The 19,715-nt window shown below is 62.2% G+C and carries 21 protein-coding genes and 1 tRNA gene; 4 read left to right on the top strand and 18 right to left on the bottom strand.

The annotated features are described in order from the left end of the window. Positions 1-92: 92 nt before the first annotated feature. The 5 genes from pheT to rpmI all read right to left on the bottom strand — a co-directional run bounded on the left by pheT (position 93) and on the right by rpmI (position 4,677). Positions 93-2,519 carry a phenylalanine--tRNA ligase subunit beta gene (pheT, locus tag ABIB57_RS16370; RefSeq protein ID WP_354042181.1) on the bottom strand — a complete coding sequence of 809 codons (2,427 nt, stop codon included), beginning with the start codon at positions 2,517-2,519 and terminating at the stop codon, positions 93-95. Beyond that, the gene (locus ABIB57_RS16365; protein ID WP_354042180.1) at positions 2,516-2,806 is read right to left on the bottom strand and encodes a hypothetical protein; all 291 of its coding nucleotides are present in this window, start codon (positions 2,804-2,806) and stop codon (positions 2,516-2,518) included. The genes pheT and ABIB57_RS16365 overlap by 4 nt, the downstream gene beginning before the upstream one ends. Position 2,807: 1 nt before the next feature. Beyond that, positions 2,808-3,938 carry a phenylalanine--tRNA ligase subunit alpha gene (gene pheS, locus ABIB57_RS16360; RefSeq protein ID WP_354042179.1) on the bottom strand — a complete coding sequence of 377 codons (1,131 nt, stop codon included), beginning with the start codon at positions 3,936-3,938 and terminating at the stop codon, positions 2,808-2,810. Positions 3,939-4,048: 110 nt separating this feature from the next. Next, complete coding sequence (rplT, locus tag ABIB57_RS16355; RefSeq protein WP_354042177.1) at positions 4,049-4,453, bottom strand: 50S ribosomal protein L20; 405 nt, start codon at positions 4,451-4,453, stop codon at positions 4,049-4,051. Between the two features lie 23 nt (positions 4,454-4,476). Further along, positions 4,477-4,677: a 50S ribosomal protein L35 gene (gene rpmI, locus ABIB57_RS16350; RefSeq protein WP_299728768.1), complete on the bottom strand. Its 201-nt coding sequence runs from the start codon at positions 4,675-4,677 to the stop codon at positions 4,477-4,479. 295 nt (positions 4,678-4,972) lie between these two features. Between rpmI and ABIB57_RS16345 the strand changes: the two genes are divergently transcribed. Next, complete coding sequence (locus ABIB57_RS16345) at positions 4,973-5,287, top strand: hypothetical protein (protein WP_354042176.1); 315 nt, start codon at positions 4,973-4,975, stop codon at positions 5,285-5,287. A 295-nt stretch (positions 5,288-5,582) separates the two neighbouring features. Then, on the top strand, positions 5,583-5,897 hold the full coding sequence (locus ABIB57_RS16340; protein ID WP_354042175.1) for a hypothetical protein: 315 nt from the start codon (positions 5,583-5,585) through the stop codon (positions 5,895-5,897). Positions 5,898-5,931: 34 nt separating this feature from the next. Here the strand turns inward: ABIB57_RS16340 and ABIB57_RS16335 are convergent, their stop codons facing one another. The 4 genes from ABIB57_RS16335 to trxA are packed head-to-tail and all read right to left on the bottom strand — an operon-like array spanning position 5,932 to position 8,675. Beyond that, entirely contained in the window at positions 5,932-6,795 is an 864-nt protein-coding gene (locus tag ABIB57_RS16335; RefSeq protein ID WP_354042174.1) for a glycosyltransferase family 2 protein, read from the bottom strand. Between the two features lie 24 nt (positions 6,796-6,819). Then, a complete protein-coding gene (locus tag ABIB57_RS16330) occupies positions 6,820-7,047 on the bottom strand; it encodes a Trm112 family protein (protein WP_299746514.1) in 228 nt (75 codons plus the stop codon). Then, positions 7,047-7,715, bottom strand: coding sequence for an LON peptidase substrate-binding domain-containing protein (locus ABIB57_RS16325; RefSeq protein ID WP_354042173.1), 669 nt, complete (start codon positions 7,713-7,715; stop codon positions 7,047-7,049). Before ABIB57_RS16325 ends, ABIB57_RS16330 begins: the two co-directional genes overlap by 1 nt. A 9-nt stretch (positions 7,716-7,724) precedes the next feature. Further along, positions 7,725-8,675: a thioredoxin gene (gene trxA, locus ABIB57_RS16320; RefSeq protein WP_354042172.1), complete on the bottom strand. Its 951-nt coding sequence runs from the start codon at positions 8,673-8,675 to the stop codon at positions 7,725-7,727. A 198-nt stretch (positions 8,676-8,873) separates the two neighbouring features. On the opposite strand from trxA, the gene ABIB57_RS16315 reads away from it, so the two are divergent. Next, positions 8,874-8,948 (top strand) — tRNA-Gly (locus ABIB57_RS16315). Between the two features lie 165 nt (positions 8,949-9,113). Then, complete coding sequence (locus ABIB57_RS16310; protein WP_354042171.1) at positions 9,114-9,299, top strand: hypothetical protein; 186 nt, start codon at positions 9,114-9,116, stop codon at positions 9,297-9,299. Positions 9,300-9,311: 12 nt separating this feature from the next. Here ABIB57_RS16310 and ABIB57_RS16305 read toward each other — a convergent pair whose 3' ends face one another. The 9 genes from ABIB57_RS16305 to ABIB57_RS16265 form a co-directional block, all read right to left on the bottom strand. Further along, positions 9,312-10,529, bottom strand: a complete 1,218-nt coding sequence (locus ABIB57_RS16305) for an OpgC family protein (protein ID WP_354042170.1) — start codon at positions 10,527-10,529, stop codon at positions 9,312-9,314. Further along, on the bottom strand, positions 10,522-12,288 hold the full coding sequence (gene mdoH, locus ABIB57_RS16300; protein WP_354042169.1) for a glucans biosynthesis glucosyltransferase MdoH: 1,767 nt from the start codon (positions 12,286-12,288) through the stop codon (positions 10,522-10,524). The genes ABIB57_RS16305 and mdoH overlap by 8 nt, the downstream gene beginning before the upstream one ends. A 40-nt stretch (positions 12,289-12,328) precedes the next feature. Then, positions 12,329-12,466, bottom strand: coding sequence for a hypothetical protein (locus ABIB57_RS16295; protein ID WP_354042168.1), 138 nt, complete (start codon positions 12,464-12,466; stop codon positions 12,329-12,331). Beyond that, positions 12,463-14,067, bottom strand: a complete 1,605-nt coding sequence (locus tag ABIB57_RS16290; RefSeq protein ID WP_354042167.1) for an OpgD/OpgG family glucan biosynthesis protein — start codon at positions 14,065-14,067, stop codon at positions 12,463-12,465. The genes ABIB57_RS16295 and ABIB57_RS16290 overlap by 4 nt, the downstream gene beginning before the upstream one ends. Positions 14,068-14,568: 501 nt before the next feature. Further along, positions 14,569-15,648: an ABC transporter ATP-binding protein gene (locus ABIB57_RS16285; RefSeq protein ID WP_354042166.1), complete on the bottom strand. Its 1,080-nt coding sequence runs from the start codon at positions 15,646-15,648 to the stop codon at positions 14,569-14,571. 9 nt (positions 15,649-15,657) lie between these two features. Continuing rightward, positions 15,658-16,746 carry a Gfo/Idh/MocA family protein gene (locus ABIB57_RS16280; RefSeq protein WP_354042165.1) on the bottom strand — a complete coding sequence of 363 codons (1,089 nt, stop codon included), beginning with the start codon at positions 16,744-16,746 and terminating at the stop codon, positions 15,658-15,660. After that, complete coding sequence (locus tag ABIB57_RS16275; protein ID WP_354042163.1) at positions 16,743-17,762, bottom strand: Gfo/Idh/MocA family protein; 1,020 nt, start codon at positions 17,760-17,762, stop codon at positions 16,743-16,745. The genes ABIB57_RS16280 and ABIB57_RS16275 overlap by 4 nt, the downstream gene beginning before the upstream one ends. 115 nt (positions 17,763-17,877) lie before the next feature. Then, positions 17,878-18,651, bottom strand: coding sequence for a carbohydrate ABC transporter permease (locus tag ABIB57_RS16270; protein ID WP_354042435.1), 774 nt, complete (start codon positions 18,649-18,651; stop codon positions 17,878-17,880). A gap of 109 nt (positions 18,652-18,760) precedes the next feature. Then, positions 18,761-19,714 carry a carbohydrate ABC transporter permease gene (locus ABIB57_RS16265; protein WP_354042162.1) on the bottom strand — a complete coding sequence of 318 codons (954 nt, stop codon included), beginning with the start codon at positions 19,712-19,714 and terminating at the stop codon, positions 18,761-18,763. Position 19,715: the final 1 nt, after the last annotated feature.

Below are 19,715 nucleotides of genomic sequence, written 5' to 3'. Positions count from 1 at the left end.
GTCCAGTACACCGGACCATCAGCGCGAAGGACCCCCACCCTTAATCCCTCCCCACAAGGGGGAGGGAGACAGATCGCGTGGGTTGATGAGCCTCAGGCCCGCAACACCCCGCCCGTGCTCTTTGTCACTGCCCCGACAATCGCGGCGGAGACCTTGTCGATTTCCTCGTCGGTCAGGGTCTTGTCCTTGGGCTGTAGCGTCACCGCGATGGCGACGGATTTTTTTCCCTCGCCGACATGAACCCCTTCGAACACGTCGAACACCGACACATTGGTGATCAGCGCCTTGTCCGCCCCGCGCGCGGCGCGCAGGATCACGGCGGCGGTCACCGCCTTGTCGACGACAAAAGCAAAATCCCGGCTCAGCGGCATCAGCGCGGAGAGGTCGAGCGCCGGCTTGGTCTTGGTGGGCTTCTTGCGCGGTTCGGGCAGTGCATCGAGGTCAATTTCAAACGCGACAATCGGGCCTTCGAGATCCAGTTCACTGATCCAGGCCGGATGCAGTTCACCGAACCAGCCCAGCGTCACCTTCGGCCCCAGCGCAATGCGCCCGCCCCGGCCCGGATGGCTCCAGGCTGCGGGTTCGGCCAGCAGTTGCACCTTGTCGATATCGACGCCCAACGCATCGAGCACCGCAGCAAGGTCAGCCTTGGCGTCAAACACGCCGACCGGGGTCGCCTTGCCGTCCCAATGCCGGCCCGAGCCGTTGAGCCTGGCAGTGCCGGTGCGAATGCCGGTGGCATAGGTATGTTGCCCTTCAGGCGCATCGGAGAGGAACACCTGCCCCACCTCGAACAGCGCCAGATCGGCAAGACCGCGATTGCCGTTGCGGCGCGCGGCGGCCAGCAGACCCGGCAACAGCGAGGGGCGCATGTCGGTCATGTCGGCGGCGATGGCATTGGCCAGTTGCAGGGTTTCCTGCCCACCGCCGAAGCGCACGGCCTCGTCATGGGAGATAAACGACCATGTCACGGCCTCATCCAGCCCCCGCGCAGCCAGCGCGCGGCGGGCGATACGGCGGCGGTTCTGGATCGTGGTCAGCATGCGCTGCGCCACGTGATTGAGGCGCGGCAATGGCTCGACGGGGATATTATCCACCCCCACCATGCGCATGACTTCTTCGGCGAGGTCAGCTTTTTGCGTCACGTCGGGACGCCAGCTCGGCACCTTGACCGACACCACCTCGCCACGGCCTTCGATCTCGAAGCCGAGTTTGGACAGGATCGCGGTGGCGATGAATGGCTCGACGGTCAGTCCGGTCAGGCGCTTGACCTCGTTGAAGGGGAATTCAACGACGGTGTTGGGAAACACATCCTCACCCGAAATCGCCGGCTCCATCGGCTCGCCGCCGCAGAGTTCCAGCACCAGCCGCGTGGCCAGTTCCAGCCCCGGTTCGGTCAGCGCCGGATCGACGCCACGTTCCAGCCGATAGCGGGCATCGGAGATGATGCCGGTCTTGCGGCCGGTGCGGGCGATCAGTTCGGGGTCCCAACTGGCGCATTCCATGAATACATTGACGGTCTCATCGGTGGTGCCCGAGCGAATGCCGCCCATGACGCCGCCGAGGCAGAGGGCGCCAACGTCGTCGGCGATGACCGTCATGGTCTCGTCCAGCGCATAAATCTTGTTGTCGAGCGCGTCGAACTGCTCGCCGGGCCTGGCATTGCGCAGCACGGGTGCCCCAACAATCTTGTCGGCATCATAGGCATGCAGCGGGCGGCCCCAGCCGAGCGACACCAGATTGGTGATATCGACGATGGCATTGATGGGCCGCAGTCCCACGGCACGCAGGCGCGCCTGCAGCCAGGCCGGGGACGGGCCGTTTTTCACATTGCGGATATAGCGACCGCCGAACTTGCGGATCGCCTTGGGTTCATCGGCGTCAAACTGATGCGGCAGCGGCGCGATCGGGCTGGGGCCGTTGGACGGCACCGGCGACATATCGGTGGTCTTGAGCGTACCGATGCCAAACGCCGCCAGATCGCGCGCCACGCCATAGACGCCCGTCGCATCGCCGCGATTGGGGGTGATCGAGATGTCGAACACCACGCCATTGATACCGGCATAATCGACATATCTGGCCCCGATCGGCGCATCCTCCGGCAGGGTGATGATGCCATCATGGTCGTTGCTGAGTTCGAGTTCGGCCGCCGAGCACAGCATCCCGTTGGAGGGTGCGCCGCGAATGACGACGCCACCTTTCAGCTCGAAATCCTTGCCCGGAATATAGGTGCCGGGGAAAGCAAAGACGCTCTTCATGCCGGTCACGACGTTTGGCGCGCCACAGACGACGTCGATCAATTCGCCCGTACCGGCATCGACCTTGCAGATATTGAGGTGGTCGGAATTGGGATGCGGTTCGGCCTTGACCACCTGAGCGACGACGAACTTTTCGAGGCGCTTGCCCTGGTTTTCCACGCCTTCGACTTCGAGACCAACCGTGGTCAGGGTGGTGGAAATCTCGTCGACCGATGCGTCGGTATCGAGATGGTCATTGAGCCAGTCGAGGGTGAATTTCATGGGTACATGCTTTCGGTAGCGTCGACAGGCGGCAGAGCCGCAGGCTGGTAGATCAGCGCATAAACGCCGTTGGTGATTTCATTGAGGCCGTATTTCCAGACCTTGCCGGTGATCTCGTCGGTCATCAGGTCGATGCCGAAGGTCTGGCTCTGCGTGGGGTAGATCGGGTCCGGCAGGGTGACGGTCTCGTCAGTCGGACGCTGGGAATAGCGACCGGGTACAAGGCCGAGCTCACGCTCGACCTGCGCCATCTCGCCCGAAATGCCCCAGCGTTCCGTCCACGCCATTTTACTGGCTCAGCCCGCCAAACAGGGTCGGCAGATCCAATGGCCGGAAGCCATAGTGATCGAGCCAGCGCTGGTCGGCGTCGAAGAAGGCGCGGAGGTCCGGCATGCCGTATTTCAGCATGGCGATGCGGTCGATCCCCATGCCCCAGGCGAAGCCTTGGTACACGTCGGGATCGAGCCCGGCATTGCGGATGACATTGGGATGCACCATGCCGCAGCCCAAAATTTCGAGCCAGTCGCTGCCTTCGCCAATCTTCACTTCGCTCCCCGAGCGGTCGCATTGCACGTCGACTTCCATCGACGGCTCGGTGAAGGGGAAGAAGCTGGGGCGGAAGCGGAGGGTAACGTTGGGAACCTCGAAATAGGCCTTGAGGAATTCCTCCAGCACCCAGCGCAGCTGGCCGATATGGCTCGACTTGTCGATCACCAACCCCTCGACCTGATGGAACATCGGGGTATGGGTCTGGTCACTGTCATTACGATAGGTGCGGCCGGGAATGACCACGCGGATGGGCGGGTCCATGCGCGGCGTGATGTAGCTGGCGGCAGGCTTTTCGTTGCCGAGCTGCATGACGCGCATCTGCACCGGCGAAGTGTGGGTGCGCAGCAGCTTCTTCACGCCGTCCGGGCCGGGCTTCATGAAAAAGGTGTCGTGCATTTCCCGCGCCGGATGGCCTTCGGGGAAATTGAGCGCGGTGAAATTGAAATAGTCGGTCTCGATATCGGGGCCCTCGGCGATCGAAAAGCCCATATCCGAGAAGATGGCGGTGATTTCGTCCAGGGTTTGCGAAATCGGGTGAATGCGGCCCCGCGCGGTCGGCGCCGCTTGCAGCGGCAGGGTGATGTCCACGGTTTCGGCCTTGAGCCGCGCCTCGAGCGCCGCGCCCTTGAGGGCGGCACTGGCCGCCTCGATCAGGCCGGCAATTTGGTTTTTCAGCCCGTTGATGGCAGGGCCGGCGCTTTTGCGTTCTTCGGGCGCCATGCTGCCCAACGAGGCCAGCAGCGCCGAGACGCTGCCCTTCTTGCCCAAAGCGGCGACGCGCACGCCGTCGAGGCTGGCGTCATCGGTCGCAGCCGCGATGGCGGCGGCAAGCTCGGTGCGAAGGGCGTCGATCTGGGTCTCGAGGGACATGGTAATTCTCAACTCTGGCAATTGCGGCGGTTAGAGCAAACAAAAACGCCCCGCGCCAGCCCTCGTGGGGTGGCGCAAGGCGCAATTTTTGACCTCAGCAGAGGATAGACTTAGGCGGCGGTAACCCGAGCGTGGGTCACTGCGTCGACGCTTTCCAGGTACGACAGCGCAGCCTTGGCCTTTTCGACCAGCACGCCGAACGCTGCGGGCTCAGTGATCGCGAGATCGGAGAGCACCTTGCGGTCGACGGCAATCTCAGCCTTGCTGAGGCCGTCGATAAATCGGCCATAGGTCAGCCCGTAATCCCGCACGGCGGCGTTGATACGCTGGATCCACAGAGCGCGGAAATTCCGCTTCTTGACGCGACGATCGCGATACGCGTACTGGCCGGCCTTTTCGACAGCCTGCTTGGCGATACGGATCGTAGACTTGCGGCGGCCATAATAGCCTTCCGCAGCCTTGAGAACTTTCTTGTGACGGGCGTGATTGGTAACGCCTCTTTTAACGCGTGACATATGTCAGCTTCCTTTCAGCGTTCTTAGCGATTGTAGGGCATGTACCACTTGACCAGACCTTCATCACCCTTTTGCAGGATCTTGGTCCCGCGATTGGTGCGAATGTACTTGGCCGAATGGTTGATCAAACGGTGGCGCTTGCCGGCCACGCCTGCTTTGACTCTGCCAGTCGCTGTGAAACTGAAACGCTTCTTCGCGCCAGATTTCGTCTTCATCTTGGGCATTTTGCGGGTCCTTGGTGTTCAAAGATAGACTTGAGGGCCTATCGCTTTCAAAGACCGCCACGGCATGCCTGTTGGCCGGGCGGTCCGGAGAAGTGGCGTCTATAGGGGGAATGGGAGCCAAAGGCAATAGCGCGTGACGCGGGGCCAAGCTGGCCGGCACATTACCGTTTATCCATGAACCAACAAAAATGAGTGTTCACTAAAAAAGTGGTAATGTGGAAACTTGTGTCTGGCCTGCCGCGTTGTGCCCACGAGTTCGACAAGAGCCGAGCGGTACCAAACTATGGAGACTACCATGAACCCCCTCAAGATCATCGTCGTGACTGCAACGCTGCTGGCTGGCGCTTCTGCCGCCTATGCCAGTCCCCACACTTCCCATGGGGGCATCAATGCCCTCAGCGCCCTGAGCGACGCCCGCTACGCCACTGTTCTCAAGGTGAACCCCGGTGAAGCCAGTTCGCTCAAGATCGATACCGACACGGCGTCGCTGCAGGCTCTGATCCGCCAGAACCACGCAATTTCCGCGACGGTCGCGGCCCAGGGCTATACGCCGTCCGATATCATCGGCATCACCGGCACCGGCAGCAACATCACGCTCTACGCGCTTTAAGCATTCAACTGTCAGGCCTGACCACCGGCGGCTCCTCACGGAGCCGCCTGTTTTTTTATGGAGCCCTGACGGTAGGTGATCCCGCCTGCGGTCTTTCAGCAATTGCTCATCGGCCTGGCATGCTCCGCCCCGTTGGGCCAGCCGGCCGTACGCCACTTCCAATATAGTTGCAGCTCGAACGCACACAAATGAGTGTTCATTAAAACATCTCAATGCTGAAACGAATCCCGCCGAGCCTGCGTATATCCTGATGAGTTCGACATGAAGCCGAGCGTCACCAACCAAGGATAACATTATGAAAACCCTCAAGCTTATCGCCCTGACCGCAACCCTGATGATCGGCGCTTCGGCCGCTTATGCCAATCCAGCCGATGCCATGGGCGGATACAATGCGCTGAACGCCCTCAGCGACGCGAGCTACGCCACTATCGAGACCGTGACCCCGACCGATGCGCGTTTCCTCAAGATCGAAACCGACAATGCAGCGCTTCAGAACCGCGTCATGAGCAACAAGTATGTCAGCAACTCGCTGGCCGCTCAGGGCTACTCCGCTTCCGACGTCGTCGGCATCAGCGGCAGCGGCACCAACGTGACCCTCTACGTGCTCTAAACGACCCTATCGGGCCTGATTATCGGGCGGCTCCTCACGGAGCCGCCTGTTTTTTTGTCCGCAAACGCGGCTCCAGGTGATCCTCGAACAGTAGTCCGGGTTGTGCGGCAAGCGCCGCCCCGTAGTGCTTTTCGGCTTCCAGCGACACTTCGAGAAACTCGGCCATGCCCTCGACCCCACCCTGCGCCAGCGGGTAATAGCCGCTGCCCAGCCGCTGCAGCAGCGTGGTCTTGCTCGCCACCATGCCGGCCGCGGTCTTTTCGCCATTGCTCATCGAGCCGGCGCGCTTGATGTAGTCGTGCAGCGGCGTGCCGAGATGGAACGAGGCCGGCACCGTGCGATAGAGTTGCAGCAGCAGTTCCAGGTCGGTCATGTTGCTCATGGCCAGGTCGTACCGGGCATCGGCCTTGGCGCGATCCCACACCACCATCGAATCCATCGACACGTTGACCCATTTATGCGCGCCGGGCGTGAGCTCGCGGTCAGGACCGGCCGCAACATCGCGTAAATGCTTGAACTGCTCGTCCATCACGTCCAGGGCCGTGGTGACAATGCCATGGTGCTTCAGCGCCGCCACAGCGTGTTCCAGCTTTTGCGGCTTGAGGCGGTCATCGGCATCGAGAATCGCCGCATAGGGCGTAGTGATGGCATCCAGCGCCAGGTTGCGTGCCGCCGAAGCCCCGCCCCCGACCTTGCCGCTGCTCAACTGGCTGATGCGCGGATCGGCAATGCCGTGTTCGGCCAGGAACCGCAGATAATCCACCCCGTCATCGGAAACCACCACCAGTTCCCAATGCGGGTAGGTTTGCGCCAGCACGCTGCGGACCGTGGTGACGAGCGTGCCCATGGCAGCAAAGGCCGGGGTGATGACGGCGACGGTTGGATTGCTTGCGGCCACGGCTCAGCTCCAGGTCAGGCAGGCTCAGAGCTGTGGCGCGGTCAGCCGTTTCAGCTCGTCGGGATCGATACTGCGCGCCTCATCGAGACTGAGCAGCGGCACGCCGCGGCTGATGGGAAAAGCCAGGCGGCCCGCCACCGAAATCAGCTCGGTCTTGTCCCCCGATAGCGTCAGCCGCGTTTTGGTCAACGGACAGACCAGCATTTCCAGCGTTTTCACGTCTAGCGCATGGCGCGGATCGGGCGGGGCCATCAGTTCAGCGTATTGGGCTTGTCGCTGCCGCCGCGCGCCATTTCGTATTCGGTCATGGCGATCAGCGTTTCGGCACGTTGTTCGAGGGTCTGGGCTTCCAGCAGCACCTGTTTTTCGGCGGCCCCATAGGGGGAGACCATGCAGCAGAAATTGACGAGGTCTGCCGTGCCCGTACGCTCGATTTCGTCCCAGTTGAGGTCGATATTGGCAAACTCGGCATAGTCGCGCATCATTTTGACGAAGCGCTCGCGATCGACGGCGTCTTCGCCATATTCGCGTTCGAAATCGGCCGCAAAGCCGGTCGCGTCGATGACGCATTGGCGGTAAGGCGTCATCACCGTCAATTCGTGCATCAGCTTGAAGCGGGTAATGCCTTCCAGAATGACGAAATAGCGCCCCTCCCCGCTTTCCTCGAAATGCGTCAACCGGCCCAGGCACCCGATAGATTGCAGCGGCGAGCGGCCCTTGGGGCTTTCCTCGGTAGTATCCTCGGGCTGGATCAGCCCGATCAGTCGATCGCCCCGCAGGGCCGCGTCCACCATGTCGATATAGCGCGGCTCGAAAATGTTGAGCGGGCGATGCGAGAACGGCAGCAGCAGCGCCCCGGTCAATGGAAAGACCGGAACGCTCTTGGGCAGGTCGGTGGGCGAGGCGGGACGCTTGAGCATGAGCGCTCCTTACGAGAACAATGCCGCCGACAGCAGGCGACGGCCTTTGAGCGTTGCGGGGTCCTTGGGGCCCCAGGCGTCGAACAGTTCAAGCAGCTTCTTGCGGGCGCCGTCCTCGTTCCAGGTGCGGTCCTTGCGCAGCAGCGTCACCAGCGCCTCGGCGGCCTCGACATGCTTGCCCTCGGCATTGAGCACCACGGCCAGATCGAACCGGGCCTGATGATCGTCCGGATTGGCGGCGAGGGCCGCTTCCAGGGTCGCGGCTTCCGACAGGCCCGCGGCTTCCGCCAGCAGGCGCAATGAATTGACCAGCGCAGTGTAGTCGGCGCCGATGCGGGCTTCGAGCGGCAGCATATCGAGCGTGGTCTGGGCCTGGTCGGGCTCGCCGGCCGCCAGATAGACCTTGGCGAGGCCCAGCAGCGCCGCCGCATGATCGGGAACGTGCTGCACCACCATGCCAAAAATCTGCGCGGCGCGGCCGAGATCGCCGGCCACCAGCGCCTCGTCGGCGGCGACCAGGGCGGCCTTGATCTGCTCGTCCAACGAGCCTTCGGCCGGGGCCGGTTCGGGCGCGCCGGCGATCACCTTTTCGGCGAACTTGCGCACTTCGGTCTCGGGCATGGCGCCCATGAAGCCATCGACCGGGCGGCCGCCGGAAAACGCGAACACGGCGGGAATCGACTGGATGCCGAGCTGGCCGGCGATCTGCGGGTTCTCGTCAATATTGATCTTGATCAGCCGGATGGCGCCGGCCTTCTCGTTGACGACCTTTTCCAGCGCCGGGGTCAGGGCGCGGCAGGGGCCGCACCAGGGCGCCCAGAAATCCACCAGCACGGGGGTATCGAGCGACGCATCGATCACGTCGGCCTTGAAACCAGCGTCGGTGGAATTCTTGATCAATGCCCCGGCGGGCACGGCATTGGCGGCCGGAGCGGCTGCACCATTGAACGGAGTGGACATGCAAAGGGCCTTCTGGGGCTGTGCGGTAACTGTCGGAAGCGATCTTTTGCGCCCCAAAACCCCAGGCTGACAAGTCCCCGATGCGACAAGCTGTCAGGAAGATGACAAGCGACAAGATTATGGGTTGCAATCGAACATCGCATTGGGCATATAGGCGCGCATCGCGGCAGTGCCAAGGCAGTGTGCGGCGAATGGAGTGCGGGTGTAGCTCAGGGGTAGAGCATAACCTTGCCAAGGTTAGGGTCGTGGGTTCGAATCCCATCGCCCGCTCCAACTACCAAGTCCTGGCAAAGGCTTGGTGACAAAGGGTCCTTCGGGACCCTTTTTGTTTTTCCGGGCTGGCAAGCGGGCCGCCCGGCGATAACCATAAAATCAACTTCTCCACACATCCGAACCTGCCCGCGTTAAGGTTTCATAAACCATGCGCAGGAGGTTGGCGTGAGAGTTCCATCCATCGGCTTGCCGCTCGACGAGCGTTTGATCATTCGCGAAGGCTATCGCTGGGCCGAGCGGATGCTGCGCGATTATCAGGACCCGCCCAGCCTTGCCGACAATGTCGCAAAAGCACTGACGGGCGCCCGCCAGGCGATGCTCGCCCTGTATCGGACGCTTATGCGCGGCTGAAGCAGAAGCCCGTCAGGCGATGGCGGCGCGGGCGCGACTCATCTCGGCAGTGCGCGTCAGGATCCAGGCCAGCCCCAATTGCAGGCCGAGGCCGCCTGCCAAAAGCAGGCCATCGACCAGCGGATCGTTCTCCAGCGGCGTCTTGATCGCCTGCAGGGCCATCGACAGCACCGTGCCGAAGGCGAAGACCGGCAGTCCCTGGCGGCCCAGCAACCGGAGCGGCGCGGCCCAGTTGGCGCTGGCGAACTGGCGGATGGCGGTGATCGAGGCCACCACATAAAACAGCGCCAGCGCATGCGACAGGCGCGGCAGGGCCAGGAACGTCTTATCGAACCAGGTGAGGTAAAACGGCAGCCCCGCCTTGCTCATGGCGCTGAGCATGGCCATGCCGGCACTGCCGATCACGGGCAGCTTGACCCAGAACAGCGCGATCACCACCCAGGCCAAGGTCAGCCCGAACAGCAGCTTGGTGCGGGGGAAGAAGCGCTTGCCTTGCTTCATCGCGGCGCCGCAGAGCAGGCCGGTGACGAACAGCAATTGCCAGGACAATGGATTGAAGAACCAGCCGCCCTGGGTCGGATAATTGGGCAGGTTCCACCGGAACTGGCCCGCAAGGGCCCACAGCGCCACCGAGGCGCCGAGCAGCAGCAGTGGCCGCCGGAGCCCGACCCACAGGAACAGCGGCGTCGCCAGCAGCAGCGTGATGTAGAGCGGCAGGATATTGAGATAACCCAGTTGGTGAGTCAGCAGCGGGATGCCGATCCACGTCGCCAGCGGTTCGCTGAACAGGCGCGGCAGGTTATTTTTGGTCAGCACGTCTTGCTGGCCGAACCACAATGCCGCGGCGGCAAAGATGGCAATCGACAGCAGCGTAATGGTCAGGTGCACATAATAGAGATGGCGCGAGCGGGCCCAGACGCGAGCCGTGGCCAGCCAGAACGAGCCGTTGCGAAACCGCGGCGAATAGGCAAGGCCCGCCGCCAGTCCCGACATGAAAACGAAGGCTTCGGCGGCATCGGAAAAGCCGAAATTGCGGCTGGTGAAATTTTCATACACCGTGCCGGGAACATGATTGATGAAGATCATCACCAGCGCCAGGCCACGAAACATGTCGAGCCGCGCATCGCGCTTGGCCGGAATGCCGTCGATATCGACACTCGGTGTGTCGGTCACCAGGTGGGTCCAGCCGGCACCCATGCGCTCCCAGGTACGCGGGATCGCGTCAAGCATTGACTTGCTCGACCACGCGCCGCGCCTCGACCATGATGATGGGCTCGAGCGCGCCCTGGGTGCTCCAGGCCGCCATGATGGTGCGATGCTCGGCAATGACCGGCGATGGCGCCTGCTCGGAGGCGGTGAGGAAGAACCACGGAGCCTTCTTGCCGGCCGCAACGCGCGAACTGACCGAGATCAGCACCGGAGCGAACACTGCCGGCAACATGGCGGGCGCAACCCACAGGGCGATCTTGGGCGCAAATACCAGCGTCGCCAGCATGGTGACGGCGCCGATCAGCATGATCCACCAGCTATTGGCGAAAGAATCGCGCAGGTCGAGGTGGTTTTCCGCGCGCTTGGTGGCGGGCCAGCCGCCATCGAGGCCGAGCAGCACCTGCATGACGGCGCGGCTTTGCAGCATCAGCAGGATCGGCGCCAGGAGCGTGGAAAAGATGATTTCCATCAGCACCGACGAGCCCGCCCGCAGCGTGCCGCCGAAGCGGCGGTTTTCGCGATCGAAGACGCCACGGATCAGGATCAGCAGTTTGGGCAGCACCAGCAGCAGCGCCACGCCGGCGGCCAGCGACCAGACGCCGTCGATAAACAGTTCGGACGCCGGCCGAGCCGCAGGCTCCGGCAACATGGCAGCCAGGATGCTGACCCCCATCAGCACCAGCCACAGGGGCGAAGCCAGATAGGCCATGATGCCCTGCAGGAAGATGAAACGGCTCCACAGCCGCAGGCCGGGCGCGAACATCAGGCGGCGATGCTGCAGGTTGCCCTGGCACCAGCGACGATCGCGCTTGGCATATTCGACCAGATTTTCCGGGCCTTCCTCGAACGAGCCGCCCAGATGGGGATCGAGATGCACCTTCCAGCCGCCCCGCGCCAGCAGCGCCGCCTCGACGTAGTCGTGGCTCAGGATATGGCCGCCATAGGGTGGCTTGCCCGACAGCACCGGCAGGCCGCAATTGGCGGCGAAAGCCGAAACGCGCACGATGGCGTTGTGCCCCCAATAGGGACCCTCATTGCCCTGCAGCACGGAGGCGCCGCGTGAAAAGGCCGGCGACAGATAGGCCGACGAAAATTGCATCGAGCGGCCAAAGAAAGAGCGCGCATTGATGATCTTGGGCAGGGTCTGGAGCAGGCCCAGGTCCGGATCGGCATCCATGCGGCGCGCCATCTCGCCGATAGTGGCGCCTTCCATCAGGCTGTCGGCATCCAGAATCAGCATGTAATCGTAGGCGCCGCCTGAACTCGTGACGAAATCCTCGATATTGCCGGCCTTCTTGCCGATATTCTGCTCGCGGCGGCGATAGAAGATGCGTCCCGCACTCTCGGGTTCGGCCAAAAGTTGCTGGAACCAGACGGCCTCCATGGCGGCCACTTCCAGCGCCGTGGTGTCGCTCAGGATAGCGATGTGAAAACGACTTTCAATGCCCAGGGTGCGCAGGCTGCGGTTCATCGCCGCGACGCGCGCAAAGGTCACCAACGGGTCCTCATTATATATAGGCACCAGAATGGCGGTCAGGCCGCGCGGCAATTGCTGGGCATCGAACGATGATGCACGGTGGCGCACGAAGAGGCCAATAATGCCCGCAGCGCCGCCCCAGACCAGCCAGAAGCCGGACAGCACGACCAGCGCGGTGCGCAGCACATCGAGCGGCGAGATACCCCCGGTGCTGGCAAAACCGAGGAACACATAGCCGCCAAGCAGGCTCAGTACTGCTGCTGCGCCCAAGGCGACACTGCGTGTCAAAAAGGCCCCTGTCATGGCGCGCTCCGGGCGTCAATCATGGCAAAAACAGCGTGCGTCACAGCCAGGGCAATACTGCCAGCATGGTGCGCAGGGTCGCCATCATTGTATGGCGCCGCTCAAGCCGCTGCTTGGGCATGGACATGGGGGCGTTTGGCAGGGCGTTGGCAAAAATCAGGTCTGTGTCGTATTTCATACTTCCGCTCTCCACTGGTAGAGCCAGGTTTCTGTCAATTGCTTGCCGCCCCCGACAAGATAAGCCTTGAGTTCCATGTGCGCCGGTTCCCCGGACGCTTCCACATCGATGACCAGCCGCCAGACGCCGTTGGCGGCGATCTTGGATACGGTGGATGTTTTGATCGTGCCACTGGACACGTTTGCGAGAACGTCCGGTGGCGTCTCGGGGTTCCAGCTCTCCAATTCGCCGCCTTTAAAATCGACGACGAATTTGCGCAAATTATGGGCATTGGTGACGCCCGAGACGCCACCGGCGCCGGCACGGGTCTCAACCACATAGGCGAGCGCCTTGCCATCGGGCACCAGATTGCCCCAGAGCAGCTTGTAGCGGTATTCGCGTTCCTGCCCGGCCTTGACGGGATCGGCCGGCACCCAGAAGGCGACGATATTGTCATCGACTTCCAGCGTGGAGGGCACTTCGATCAGGCGGATATTGCCCTGGCCCCAATCGCCGACCGGTTCGACCCGTGCGGAAGGGCGCAGTTCGTAATGCGCGCCGGCATCCTGATAGGTCTCGAAATCGCGGCCGCGCTGGTCGAGCCCGAAGGCGCGCGGATTGTTTTCCCAGAAATAGGAGTCGCCACGCGCCGCCACGTTGTCGAGTGCGCGCCACATGGTCTCGCCGGTTTCGCGGGTGATCGACAGGCCATTGGTGTCATGCACCTGCGGGCGGTAATCGTCGAAATTATTGCGGTTGGTTTCGGCATAGAGGAACATCGAGGTCAGCGGCGCCACGCCGAGCTGTTCCACGTCATTGCGGAAAAACAGACGGGCGGTCACATCCATGATGGTGGCCTGCTCGCCGTCATTGGCGGGAGTGATCTCGAAGCGATAGGCGCCGGTCACGCTCTGGCTGTCGAGCGCGGCATAGAGCACCAGCGGCGCGCCGGCGGTCGGGCGCTCAAGGTAGAACTCGGAAAAGCGCGGAAATTCCTCGGGGCCTTCGAGCCACGAGTTCAGCAGCAGGCCACGGGCGCTCTGGCCGTAGAGATTGTCGCGGCCCAGGGCGCGGAAATAGCTGGCGCCAAGGAACGAGACCAGCTCGTCGACCTTGTCGGGCGTATTGAGCGGATAGTTGAGGCGGAAGCCCGCGACACCAGGGAAATCCACCTTGGCGGCTTCAGCGCCGAGCGCAGTGTCGTGATATTCGAAATCGGCCGAGGCGAACGAGAACGGGGTGGCTTTGCCATCCGCCAGTTCATAAAGCTTGATCGGCTCGGGGAACAGCCAGCCCAGATGGAAGGCCTGGACCTGGAAGCCGGCATTGAGGTCGGCCCATTTGCCGCGACCGGGCCGATACTGGATTTTGCGATAGGCGTCATAGTCCAGCCCGGCGAACAATTCGGGCATCTTGAAGGTGGCATGCTCATAGGGACCCGCGGCCGTGTCGCGCATGCGCGCGCTCAGATCGTCAAAGCTGAAAGCAAAGCTTTCCGATGCCTCGGACTGGGCAAAACCGGGTCCGGTCAGCGCCGTGGTCGAGAGCAAGGCGAGGCTGGCACCGATGCCTTGCAGGACAAGACGGCGGCTGGGACGTGAAGCGGAAACGGGGAGGGTCAAAACAAGTTACTCAAGACCTGACGCGGACTACCTTTTTCGGCAAAATGGCAACGCGGCAATGGGGTAAAAGTTGTTGCATGGGAGCCATGCAAATTGTGAAGGGCAGCCAATCGCTCCAAATGCCTTGAACTGGAAACGCCCAGCCCTAACAAAATCGATTGAAGACCCTATTCACGGGCCCGTGATTCATCTTTTGGCAATAATATGCGGCGGGAAAACGGCGCCGCGCCGCGTGCGACAAAAAGAGCGCCGACTGGAAGCGGGCGCTCTTTGAAGGCTCGTCAATGGCGGCTTGGGCAGGCGGCTCGGACGATCTGCTCTCAGGCGATCTGCTAAAGCGCTCGTCCCTGGCTTAATCCATCCCACCCACCGCCCTTCCCGCGGACTTGATCCGCGGGCCACCATCAGCAGGGCACAAGCGGGTGAGCGGCCCGCGGGTCAAGCCCGCGGGAAGAACAGCTGTGAGGGCAGAACCGCATGAGATCAGGAAACCGCCTGAGTCTAAATGGCAGCCCCGGCGGCATTGAACAGGTGGATGCGGGCCGGATCGATATAGGCGGTGACCGAGGAACCCAAAGCCGCCTCGCGCTGGCCTTCGAGCACGATGGTCAGCGTCTGCCCGTCGGCGGTGGTGGTATAAAGCAAGGTCTGCCCACCCAGGTTCTCGACCAGATCGACCTTCACGTCGGCCAGCTTGATGCCCTGGCCCTGGGTGATGGTGATGTGCTCGGGACGCACGCCGAAGGTGACGGCATCGCCGCCCTTGCCCGCGACGGCGCGCGGCAGGGTGACGCTGTCGCCCGCGGTCTTGAGGCGCGTGGACGTGGCATCGACGCTTTCGAGCGTGGCGGTGAGGAAGTTCATCTTGGGCGAACCGATGAAGCCCGCGACGAACAGGTTCTTGGGATTGTTGTAGAGCTCCAGCGGCGCGCCGGCCTGCTCGATCACCCCGGCCCGCAACACCACGATCTTGTCCGCCATGGTCATGGCCTCGACCTGATCATGGGTCACGTAGATCATGGTGTTTCCCAGATCGTTGTGCAGCTTGGCGATTTCGACGCGCATCTGCACGCGCAGTTCGGCATCGAGGTTGCTCAAAGGTTCGTCGAACAGGAAAATCTTGGGCTCGCGCACGATGGCACGGCCGATGGCGACGCGCTGGCGCTGGCCGCCCGACAGCTGCTTGGGCTTGCGCTTGAGCAGCGGCACGATCTGCAGGATTTCCGCCGCCCGCGTCACCCGCGCCTCGATTTCGGCCTTGGGCACCCGCGCCGTCTCCAGCCCGAAGGCCAGGTTCTGGTACACATTCATATGCGGATACAAAGCATAGCTCTGGAACACCATGGCGATGCCGCGCTTGGCCGCCGGGATGTCGTTCATGCGCTGGTTGTCGATGACCAGATCGCCGCCGGTGATCGGCTCCAATCCGGCGATCATGCGCAGCAGGGTGGACTTGCCGCAGCCCGAGGGGCCGACGAAGACGGTGAATTCACCCGGCTCGATGGTCAGGTCGATGCCGTGGATAACCTCGATATCGCCATAGGCCTTGACGATCTTGTTGAGCGTGACGCTGGTCGCCATGGCGGTCTCCTAAGTGCGGGCCAAAAACTCGGCAGGCACCCAACTTTTGTATTTGGGATGATCGGCGGCGAGAGGCAGTTGGACGTCCTGATGGGTCGTCGAGGACTGATAGAATGCGGTGACCAGTTCCAGCGCCCGGCGCGAGTCCTTGCTGGTAACAGGCAATTCCGCCTTGCCGGTCAGCGCGTCGTGGAAGCGGGCCATCTGGGTCTGGAAGCGCGAGGGCACATGCACCCAATCCTTGAGCAGCGCGTCGATTTTCGCCTTGGTCTGCGGATTGCGCGGCAGGATCTTCCACACCTTGTCGCCGGGATTATAGGCTTCGTGGTCGCTTTCGAACGTAACGTTCTCGAACGCAAACCGGAGCCTGGTGATTTCATCGGCGGAGCCGAGCGTGGCGGTAAAACTGCCCAATGCGCCGCTTTCGAGTTCGAGCGAGGCGGTAACGCAATCCTCGACTTCGATGTCGTTGACGCGGGTGGCGACACGGCCGAACAGGCGCTTGATGTCGCCCATCAGATAGGTGAACAGGTCGTGCTGATGAATGGCGTGGGTCATCAGCACGCCGCCCAGCTCGGTCGCCCATTTGCCGCGCCACGGCACGGCATAATAATCGGGCCCGCGCGTCCACAGCGTTTCCACGGTGCCCACATAGGGCTTGCCCGCAATGCCGGCATCGATGATGGCCTTGGCCTGCTCGATGCCGTCGCCAAAGCGATACTGGAACACCGGCATCAGCTTGCCCTTGGAAATCTTCTCCTGGGCAATCACGGCATCGACCTGCTCGAGCGAGCCGACCAGCGGCTTTTCGCAGATCACGTGCTTGCCGGCCTGCAGCGCCGCCATCACCATGGGGTAATGCAGCATCGGCGGGGTGCAGATGTCGATGATGTCGATATCGTCCATCGCCAGCACCTCGTCAAAACTGGTGACGCGGCGTTCGATGCCAAATTCATCGGCGATTGGGGTCATGCGCTCGACATTGAGATCGCACAGCACCACGACCTTGAACTTGTCGGGATTGGTGATGTAGCCCTCGACGATATGACTGCGGCCAATGCCGACGCCGATGATCGCGACTGTCTTGATATCGCTCATTGCGCCCACTCCGTGCCGCGTTCCGCCATCTGCTGTGCCGTCAGCGCCAGCTTCATGGCATTGTAGCAGCGCTCCTGCGGCATCGCCGTTTCGGTGCGATTGCGCACGTCGTCGAGGAAGGCCGGGCCGTATGGCAGCACGGTCTTGGAGCAATCGATATGACGCGGGCCTTCCGCGTTGACGATGAACAGATGGTCCTGGCCGGGCTGGCCGGCAATGTCGATATATTTGCGCAGCTCGATATAGCCTTCGGTGCCGAGGATCGTCAGGCGGCCGTCGCCCCAGGTGGGCAGGCCCGACGGCGTGAACCAGTCGACGCGGATATAGCCCGACGTATTGGCGGTCTTGAGATGCACGTCGCCGACATCCTGCAGGCCGGGCTTGTCGGGATTGGCGCGGTTGGCGACGCTGGCCGAGACCACTTCGGCGTCCATGGCACCCGAGAAGAACAGGTACTGTTCGAACTGGTGGCTGCCGATATCGGTGAGGATGCCGCCGTAGCGGGCACGCTCGAAGAACCAGTCGGGGCGCTGGTTGTTGCGAATGGCGTGAGGGCCAAGGCCGACGGTGTTGATCACCTTGCCGATGGCGCCCTGCGCGATCAGGTTGCCGGCTTCGACGGTGGCGCGCACTTCAAAGTGCTCGGAATACATGACGCTATAAATGCGCCCGGTTTCTTTCTGGACCTGCTTGATTTCTTCAAGCTGGGCAAACGTGGTCATGCCGGGCTTGTCGGAGAGCACGTCCTTGCCGTGCTTCATGGCGGCGATGGAAATGGCGGCGCGGTCGCCGGGAATGGCGGCCGTTACGACGATATGGATCGAGCCGTCTTCGAGGATTTCGCGCGGATCGGCGACCCGCTTGGCCTCGGGAAACTTTGCCCCGAACGCGGCGGCGAGATCATCTTCCACGGCGTGAAAGGCAACAAACTGCGCCCCGGCAGTCTTGAGGCAATCCACCTGGCCATAGATATGGCTGTGATTGATGCCGATGGCAGCGAATTTCAGGTCGGTCATGGCTATTGATTTGCCTCAGAAATAGAGCTCGATGTCTCGGCGATTCCTTCTCCCTCGATGGGAGAAGGCACCAACAAATTATCCGGTGCGACTGGACTAGTTATGAAACGATCGCTCACCGCTTCATCCCCGTGGTCGCAATGCCCTCGATCAACAACCGCTGGAAGAACAGGAAGAACAGGAAGATGGGCAGCAGCGACAGGATGGACATGGCGAACAGTCCGCCCCAATCCGATTGCGCGCTGGAGTCCACGAAGGTGCGCAGGCCCAGCATCACCGTATAGGTGCGGATATCGCTGAGATAAATCAGCGGCCCGAAGAAATCGTCCCAGGTCCAGATGAAGGTGAAGATGGCGGCGGTCGCCAGCACCGGGGTCGAGAGCGGCAGCAGGATTTTCCAGTAGATGCGCCAGGGCGAGCAGCCGTCCATCATCGCGGCTTCGTCGAGTTCCTTGGGAATACCGCGGAAGAACTGCACCATGAGGAAAATGAAGAAGCCATCGGCGGCCAGAAACTTCGGCACCACGAGGGGCAGGAACGTGTTCACCCAGCCGAGGTTGTGGAACAGCACATATTGGGGGATCAGGGTCACCTGATAGGGCAGCATCAGGGTCGCCAGCATCATGGCAAACCAGAACCCACGGCCCCAGAACTCCAGCCGGGCAAACGCAAAGGCGGCCAGCGAACAGGTCGCGAGGTTGCCGATGATGGCCAGGATCGCGATAGTGAAGGAGTTGATGAAGAAGGTGCCAAAACCCAGCCGCAAGCCGTTCCAGCCGCGCACATAGGAATCGAGGCTGATCGCGCTCGGCCACAGCGAGGTCGAGGTGAAAATCTCGTTTTCCGGGCGCAGCGATGCCGAGAGCATCCACAGCAGCGGATAGAGCATCAGGATCGAGGCGCCAACCAGCAGCACATGCGCCAGGATCGACAGCAGGCGCTTGCGGGTCTTGACGGCCGCGGTCTGCTTTTCGGTGACAACTGTCAGACGCTGAACATCAGTCGTCATAGTGCACCCAGTATTTGGAGGTGAGGAAGGAGAAGGCGGTGAAGAAGCCAACGATCGCCAACAGGATCCAGGCCAGGGCCGACGCATAGCCCATGCGGAAGAAGCTGAACGCCTCCTGATAGAGGTAGAGCGTATAGAACAGCGTCGAATTGATCGGATTGCCGGTGCCGCCCGAAATGATGAAGGCCGGCGTGAAGCTCTTGAACGCTTCGATGGTCTGGATGATGAAGTTGAAGAACACCACGGGCGTCAGCAGCGGCAGCGTGATCTTCCAGAACTGGCGCCACTTGCTGGCGCCATCGAGACTTGCGGCCTCATACATGTCGACCGGGATCTGGCGCAGGCCAGCCAGGAAAATGATCATCGGCGAGCCGAACTGCCAGACCGACAGCACCACCAGCGTCCACAGCGAATAGTTCGGGTTGGAAATCCAGGCCGGGCCCTTGATGCCGAAGATCGCCAGTGCGTCATTGACCACGCCGTCGCCGGCAAACAATTGCCGCCACAGCACCGCTATGGCCACCGAAGCGCCGAGCAGGCTGGGCAGGTAGAACACCGCGCGATAGAGCGGCAGGCCCTTCATGCCGCGATTGAGCAGCAGCGCCACGCCCAGCGCGAAGGCCAGCTTGAGCGGCACCGAGAACACCACGAAAAACAGGGTGACCCGCATCGAGGTGGAGAATTTCGGATCGGCGGTGAAGATACGCACGTAATTGGCCGGCCCCACCCAGTCGGGCGCGGTCAACAGGTCGAAATTGGTGAAGCTCAGATAGAGCGAGGATATCATGGGCCCGAGCGTCAGCCCGAAAAACCCCAGGAACCACGGCAGCAGGAACAGGTAGCCGCCTGCATTGCGGCTCCAGAGCTGGGACCAGACCGAAGGAGAGACCGCACGCCCCGTTGTCGGAGCGCGATTGGCGTCTTGGATAGAGCGCGCGGTCATC

Origin of the sequence: Devosia sp. UYZn731 (assembly GCF_040546795.1) — a bacterium.
In the GTDB taxonomy this organism is placed as follows: Bacteria; Pseudomonadota; Alphaproteobacteria; order Rhizobiales; family Devosiaceae; genus Devosia.
The sequence above is the reverse complement of the archived record's forward strand: the minus strand, read 5'-3'. Positions and strand labels throughout refer to the sequence as shown.

Bases quoted from the DNA above. Each gene is read 5' to 3' on its own strand.
- rpmI (WP_299728768.1), bottom strand. From the start codon at position 4,677: ATGCCCAAGATGAAGACGAAATCTGGCGCGAAGAAGCGTTTCAGTTTC.
- ABIB57_RS16345 (WP_354042176.1), top strand. From the start codon at position 4,973: ATGAACCCCCTCAAGATCATCGTCGTGACTGCAACGCTGCTGGCTGGC.
- ABIB57_RS16280 (WP_354042165.1), bottom strand. From the start codon at position 16,746: ATGAGCGATATCAAGACAGTCGCGATCATCGGCGTCGGCATTGGCCGC.
- ABIB57_RS16270 (WP_354042435.1), bottom strand. From the start codon at position 18,651: ATGCTCTATCCGCTGCTGTGGATGCTCTCGGCATCGCTGCGCCCGGAA.
- ABIB57_RS16285 (WP_354042166.1), bottom strand. From the start codon at position 15,648: ATGGCGACCAGCGTCACGCTCAACAAGATCGTCAAGGCCTATGGCGAT.
- ABIB57_RS16275 (WP_354042163.1), bottom strand. From the start codon at position 17,762: ATGACCGACCTGAAATTCGCTGCCATCGGCATCAATCACAGCCATATC.
- pheS (WP_354042179.1), bottom strand. From the start codon at position 3,938: ATGTCCCTCGAGACCCAGATCGACGCCCTTCGCACCGAGCTTGCCGCC.
- rplT (WP_354042177.1), bottom strand. From the start codon at position 4,453: ATGTCACGCGTTAAAAGAGGCGTTACCAATCACGCCCGTCACAAGAAA.
- ABIB57_RS16325 (WP_354042173.1), bottom strand. From the start codon at position 7,715: ATGCTCAAGCGTCCCGCCTCGCCCACCGACCTGCCCAAGAGCGTTCCG.
- mdoH (WP_354042169.1), bottom strand. From the start codon at position 12,288: ATGACAGGGGCCTTTTTGACACGCAGTGTCGCCTTGGGCGCAGCAGCA.
- ABIB57_RS16295 (WP_354042168.1), bottom strand. From the start codon at position 12,466: ATGAAATACGACACAGACCTGATTTTTGCCAACGCCCTGCCAAACGCC.
- ABIB57_RS16265 (WP_354042162.1), bottom strand. From the start codon at position 19,714: ATGACCGCGCGCTCTATCCAAGACGCCAATCGCGCTCCGACAACGGGG.
- ABIB57_RS16330 (WP_299746514.1), bottom strand. From the start codon at position 7,047: ATGGCCCCGCCCGATCCGCGCCATGCGCTAGACGTGAAAACGCTGGAA.
- ABIB57_RS16305 (WP_354042170.1), bottom strand. From the start codon at position 10,529: ATGCTTGACGCGATCCCGCGTACCTGGGAGCGCATGGGTGCCGGCTGG.
- pheT (WP_354042181.1), bottom strand. From the start codon at position 2,519: ATGAAATTCACCCTCGACTGGCTCAATGACCATCTCGATACCGACGCA.
- ABIB57_RS16340 (WP_354042175.1), top strand. From the start codon at position 5,583: ATGAAAACCCTCAAGCTTATCGCCCTGACCGCAACCCTGATGATCGGC.
- trxA (WP_354042172.1), bottom strand. From the start codon at position 8,675: ATGTCCACTCCGTTCAATGGTGCAGCCGCTCCGGCCGCCAATGCCGTG.
- ABIB57_RS16365 (WP_354042180.1), bottom strand. From the start codon at position 2,806: ATGGCGTGGACGGAACGCTGGGGCATTTCGGGCGAGATGGCGCAGGTC.